Annotated in this window: 3 protein-coding genes; 2 read left to right on the top strand and 1 reads right to left on the bottom strand. The window is 70.2% G+C overall.

Going from position 1 to position 5,435, the window contains the following annotated elements; all coding sequences use genetic code 11:
- Positions 1 to 718 precede the first annotated feature (718 nt).
- Positions 719 to 3,175: a sodium-translocating pyrophosphatase gene (locus RM446_RS24485; protein WP_311547809.1), complete on the top strand. Its 2,457-nt coding sequence runs from the start codon at positions 719 to 721 to the stop codon at positions 3,173 to 3,175.
- Between the two features lie 279 nt (positions 3,176 to 3,454).
- Positions 3,455 to 3,928 (top strand): SixA phosphatase family protein, encoded by a 474-nt coding sequence (locus tag RM446_RS24480; protein WP_311547808.1) that lies wholly within the window; start codon positions 3,455 to 3,457, stop codon positions 3,926 to 3,928.
- 129 nt (positions 3,929 to 4,057) lie between these two features.
- Here RM446_RS24480 and RM446_RS24475 read toward each other — a convergent pair whose 3' ends face one another.
- Positions 4,058 to 4,744, bottom strand: a complete 687-nt coding sequence (locus RM446_RS24475) for a haloacid dehalogenase type II (protein ID WP_311547807.1) — start codon at positions 4,742 to 4,744, stop codon at positions 4,058 to 4,060.
- Between the last annotated feature and the right edge of the window lie 691 nt (positions 4,745 to 5,435).

The raw sequence follows: 5,435 nt of genomic DNA, 5'->3' as shown, positions 1-5,435 counted from the left end.
GCGCCTACCGGGTACTCAAACGCCATCTGATCGATGTGATCTACCGGGCCATGGTCCGGGACCGGGCGGGGTGGGACCATGCCGCGATCGAGCATCATCTCGCCGCTTGACATAGAAGGGTCAACGGGGTTCGGGTCGCCGAGCGCACCGGTGGCACGGCCCGACCGGCGTGCGCTGCGACACATCAGGGCCGAACCGGTGGCGGCGGGCCTCCCGATGCGGTTTGCTGATTGCACCGGGGGTCCCGCCGCCATTGCGCGGCGCCGAGCACTCCGCGGACTCCGTCCGCCGCCCCGCCCCCGCGCACGTCCCCCGCATCGCCGGACCGCCGGACTCCGGACCGGCGTCCGAACCGCGCGCTCCGCGCCGCATTCCTCCCTTTATGCGTGGTTTATCCTTTTGCTTTATTTATATCCCTATTTTCCTGAAATGTGGAAATCGCGGGTATTCTCGAAGAACCTCCGTCTTCTCAGGTCACCGTGTGATCACATATCGCTCCCGCTCAGCCGAACTTCGTGACCCGCACTCACGTTTCGCCATACCGGTGCGTAGAATCCCCGGACACCGTTCACGCCGAATTCGGCGGAGCGGAGTACGGAACCGTGTTGGTGGCACCCGCAGGACCCTGCCGGGCGTGTCGTCGAGCCTGTACGCAGGTCTGGGAGGCGACCGCACGACCCCGCGGGGGCCAAAACGTGCCCGTCTCTAGGAGGACGGATTGTCTGGGCTCACCCAAGCCGCCGATGGCGGCCCGGCCCTGGCCTTGGACGGCATGAATTTCACACTGGTCGTCGTGGTGCTGGCGGTCGCGCTCCTCGCGCTCGCCGTCGCCGGCTGGCTGGTACGTGAAGTTCTCGCCGCGGGCCAGGGCACCGAGCGGATGCAGAACATCGCGCGTGCCGTCCAGGAAGGCGCGGCGGCTTATCTCAAACGCCAGTTCCGCACCCTGGTCGTATTCGTCGTCGTCATCCCGTTCCTGCTGCTGTTGCTGCCGGCCGACGACATGGCGGTGCGGATCGGGCGATCGGTGTTCTTCGCTCTCGGCGCCGGTTTCTCCGCGCTGACCGGCTTCATCGGGATGTGGCTGGCGGTACGCGGGAACGTACGCGTCGCCGCGGCCGCCCGCGAAGGCGGTGAAAGCGGGGAGCACTCCGCGATGCGGATCGCCTTCCGCACCGGCGGGGTCGCGGGAATGTTCACCGTCGGCCTGGGACTGCTCGGAGCGTCGGTCGTCGTTCTTCTCTACCGCGGCGACGCCCCCAACGTTCTGGAGGGCTTCGGCTTCGGCGCCGCCCTGCTCGCGATGTTCATGCGTGTCGGCGGCGGGATCTTCACCAAGGCCGCCGACGTCGGGGCCGACCTCGTCGGCAAGGTCGAGCAGGGCATCCCGGAGGACGACCCCCGCAACGCCGCGACCATCGCGGACAACGTGGGCGACAACGTCGGCGACTGCGCGGGCATGGCCGCCGACCTGTTCGAGTCCTACGCCGTGGTGCTGGTGGCCTCGCTCATCCTCGGCCGCGTCGCCTTCGGCGTCGAAGGCCTGGTGTTCCCGCTGCTGGTGCCCATGATCGGCGTCATCACCGCCATCATCGGCATCTTCATCGTGGCGCCGCGCTCGCGCGACAAGACCGCGATGTCGGCCATCAACCGGGGCTTCTTCATCTCCGCGATCATCTCCGCCGTGCTGGTGACGGCCACGGCCTTCGCCTACCTGCCCGCCAGCTTCGCCGACCTCACCAGCGCGGGTGAGGAGATCCAGGGTCTGCAGGGCGACCCGCGCCTGGTGGCCGTCGGCGCTGTGCTCGTCGGCCTGGTGCTGGCTGCCGCGATCCAGCTGCTCACGGGGTACTTCACCGAGACGAACCGGCGTCCCGTCAAGGACATCGGCGAGAGCTCGGAGACCGGCGCGGCCACGGTGATCCTCTCCGGCGTCTCCGTGGGCCTGGAGTCCGCCGTCTACTCCGCGGTGCTGATTGCGGGCGCCGTCTACGCCGCGTTCGTCATCGGCAGCGCCTCGGTGACGCTGAGCCTGTTCGCGGTGGCGCTGGCCGGCACCGGCCTGCTGACCACCGTCGGCGTCATCGTCGCGATGGACACCTTCGGCCCGGTGGCCGACAACGCCCAGGGCATCGCGGAGATGTCCGGCGACGTCGAAGGCAAGGGCGCCGACGTCCTCACCAGCCTCGACGCCGTGGGCAACACCACCAAAGCCATCACCAAGGGCATCGCCATCGCTACTGCGGTCCTGGCCGCCACCGCCCTGTTCGGCGCCTTCCGCACCGCGGTCGAGGAGGCGCTGAGCGCGGCCGGACAGGACGCGAGCACGTTCAGCCTCTCCATCGACGAGCCCAACGTGCTGGTCGGCGTCATCCTCGGCGCATCGGTCGTGTTCCTCTTCTCCGGCTTGGCGATCATGGCCGTCGGCCGCGCCGCCGGCCGGGTCGTCGTCGAGGTGCGCAACCAGTTCCGCACCCGGCCGGGAATCATGGACGGCACCGAGAAGCCCGAGTACGCGCGCGTCGTGGACATCTGCACCCGCGACTCGCTGCGTGAGCTGATCACGCCCGGCATGCTGGCGGTGCTCACCCCCATCGCGGTCGGCTTCGCCCTCGGCTACGCCCCGCTGGGCGCCTTCCTCGGTGGCGCCATCGCGGCGGGTGCACTCATGGCGGTGTTCCTCGCCAACTCCGGCGGCGCCTGGGACAACGCCAAGAAGCTCGTCGAGGACGGCCACCACGGCGGCAAGGGTTCGGTGGCCCACGAGGCGACGGTCATCGGCGACACGGTCGGCGACCCCTTCAAGGACACCGCCGGTCCCGCCATCAACCCGCTGCTCAAGGTGATGAACCTGGTCGCACTGATCATCGCGCCGAGCGTCGTGATGTTCGCCGAGAGCTTCTTCCTGCGGGCAGGCGTCACCGTGGTCGCCCTCGTGGCGATCGTGGGTGCGATCGTGTGGTCCAAGCGCCGCAGCGGCGATGTCGCCGCCGCGGGCGTCCCTGTCGAGGAGGGCGGCAGCGGGCCCGCTGCCGGCTCCGTCGAGGAGGACGAGAGCGGGCGCGCGGTCGGTTCCGGCGAGGAGCCTGACCCGGCCGCCGGCAGTGCCGCCGAAAGCGAGGGGAGCGACCGCAGGGAGGAGGCGCGCGCCGCCGACGGCGGCCGCGAGGAGTAGTCGCTCTGACGTCCCGCAGGGGGCGCGGGAGTCCGGTCCGACGCGGCCGGGCGCCTGCGCCCCCTTGTATTCGTCACAGGTCGCCGAGGTTCAGTCGGCGGGTGCTCGTGTCGACGCGGAGGCGGCGACGGGCGGTCGCCGACACCCCCTAGGCTGAGCGGCGAAGAACCGCGCTTGAGGGGATCATCCGTTGTCAGGAATGAAAGGGCTGGCCGTCGTGGTGGGAGCCATGCTCGGTTTCATGGCGCTGATCGCGATCGTGGCCACGGTGCTGTCACCATGACCAGAAGACTGATCGTGCTCCGGCACGCCCAGGCGGAGCCGCTGATCGACGGCTCGGACCACGAGCGCTCGCTGACCGCCGAGGGCCGGGAGCAGGCAAGGGCCGCGGGCGCCCACCTGGCGTCGGGCGCGCTCGTCCCCGACCATGTGGTCTGCTCGACCGCGCTGCGCACGCGCCAGACCATCGAGCTCGTCGCCGAGGCGCTCCCGCACTCGCCGCCCGTCGACTTCGAGCGCGATCTCTACGGCGCGGACGTCCCCGCGGCCATGGAGCTGATCTCCCGTACCGACCCCGACGTGGGCACGCTGCTGGTGGTGGGGCACAACCCCACCATGGCGCAGCTGGTCGGGGCGTTCATGCCGGACGAACCGCTGGACTCCTTTCCCACCGCGGGCCTTGCGGCCATCGACTTGGAGGTCGAGTGGCTCTACGCCGCCCCCGGCACCGGCGCGGCACGCCTGCTGACCTGACGGTGGCCCCGGCAGCTGAGCCGAGGCGGCGCGGGCTCCGGCCGCTGACCTGACGGTGGCTCCGGCCGCAGGCGTGCTGCGCGGCGACGGGACGGCGACCGGCCGCCCCCTCTTCAGCCGGCGCCCTCCTCAGCCGGCGGCGGTGAGCTCCAGCAGGCCGGTGGCGACGTCGGTGAGGGTGTCGCCGCGTGCGTCGGGGGCGGCGAACACGTCCCCGTACCGCACTTCGAGGCGGCTGCACCATCCCGCGAGGCAGCCCGCCCGCTTGGCGCCGTGGCAGTCCCAAGCGTGCACGGCGATCAGGGCGAGGTGCTCGGGCGGGGTCTCCAACGCGGCGGCCGCGGCGCGGTAGACGCCGGGAGCGGGCTTCCACACCCCGGCCTCCTCGGCCGTGACGACCGCGTCGACGAAGCGGTCCAGGCCCGAGGACTTAAGGAAGGCGGTGGTGGCCGCCCTGCTGCCCTGCGTCAGGCACCCCATGCGCACGCCGGCTTCGTGCAGGCGGCGCATGGCCGGTTCGGCGTCGGGGTGCGCGGGAAGTCGGCCGAAGCCCTGCAGTACATAGGTGATGCCGTCCTCGGAGGCGGTGTTGCCGGATGCCGTGCGCAGCGCCTGGCGGGCGACCTCGGGGAACGGGCGCAGCTCTCCGCTGAGCGCCAGCGCCATGCAGTCGCGTTGCGCGCGCAGGAACCACGGCCGCAGTAAGTCGGGGGGCTGGCCGATGTCCGCGAAGCGCTCGGCGAGCGGCTCCAGGTCGATCAGGGTCTCCATGACGTCGAACGCGACGGAGTAGGGGTGGTACGGGTGGACGGCCATCGTGTTCTCCCTCGGTTGCCTGGACCGAATAGGCATGGTGAGCAGGGACACAGAGGCGGTGCCGAAGGACGGATGCCGCCCCGCCGCCTGCGGCGGTGCCGACGCCGTCGACGGCGAAGCCGCTGCGCAGAGGACGGTGCGCGGGTCGCGGGCGAAGCGCGCGGACGGGTGTCAGGGATCTTGTCGCCATAGCGGGTGGCCGCCAAACATCCCGGAACCCGGCGTCCGCGCGATCGAGCGCCGACTCGAGTTGGCGCTCGGCGGCAAGACGGCTATAGTCGGTCGAGCCGCTGCGGGCGGGTGCTTTCGAGCGCCGGTTTCTGTGCGGCGGCGTTTCACTCGGCCGACGGTCGTCCTTCGACGAGCAGGGCCGCATCCGCACGATTTGCCCACTGGGTTCCGTATGGCAGGATCGGTCCTGCCCGGCCAACGGTGCGGCAATTCCGCGGGTGTTATCGGATTTCCTGGCGAATCCACTCGGTTTGGTGGGTTGCACGGATTCTGATAATGTGAAGACACAACAGAACGCGGATGCGGGATCGCGGACGCCGGAACACGTTTCCAGGTGACGCGGTCGAAGGATCCGCTGGGAGATTCCGTCTCTTGGGATAGAGTCTGAGCGGGCCCGCTTCATTGGCGGGGCCGGGGCTTGTACCGGATGAGCGGTCGCTTCTTGAGAACTCAACAGCGC

Source organism: Streptomonospora wellingtoniae, from assembly GCF_031845375.1.
Classification (GTDB): domain Bacteria; phylum Actinomycetota; class Actinomycetes; order Streptosporangiales; family Streptosporangiaceae; genus Streptomonospora; species Streptomonospora wellingtoniae.
The sequence above is the reverse complement of the archived record's forward strand: the minus strand, read 5'-3'. Positions and strand labels throughout refer to the sequence as shown.

Coding starts and splice junctions, on each gene's coding strand:
- RM446_RS24480 (WP_311547808.1), top strand. CDS start 3,455: ATGACCAGAAGACTGATCGTGCTCCGGCACGCCCAGGCGGAGCCGCTG.
- RM446_RS24475 (WP_311547807.1), bottom strand. CDS start 4,744: ATGGCCGTCCACCCGTACCACCCCTACTCCGTCGCGTTCGACGTCATG.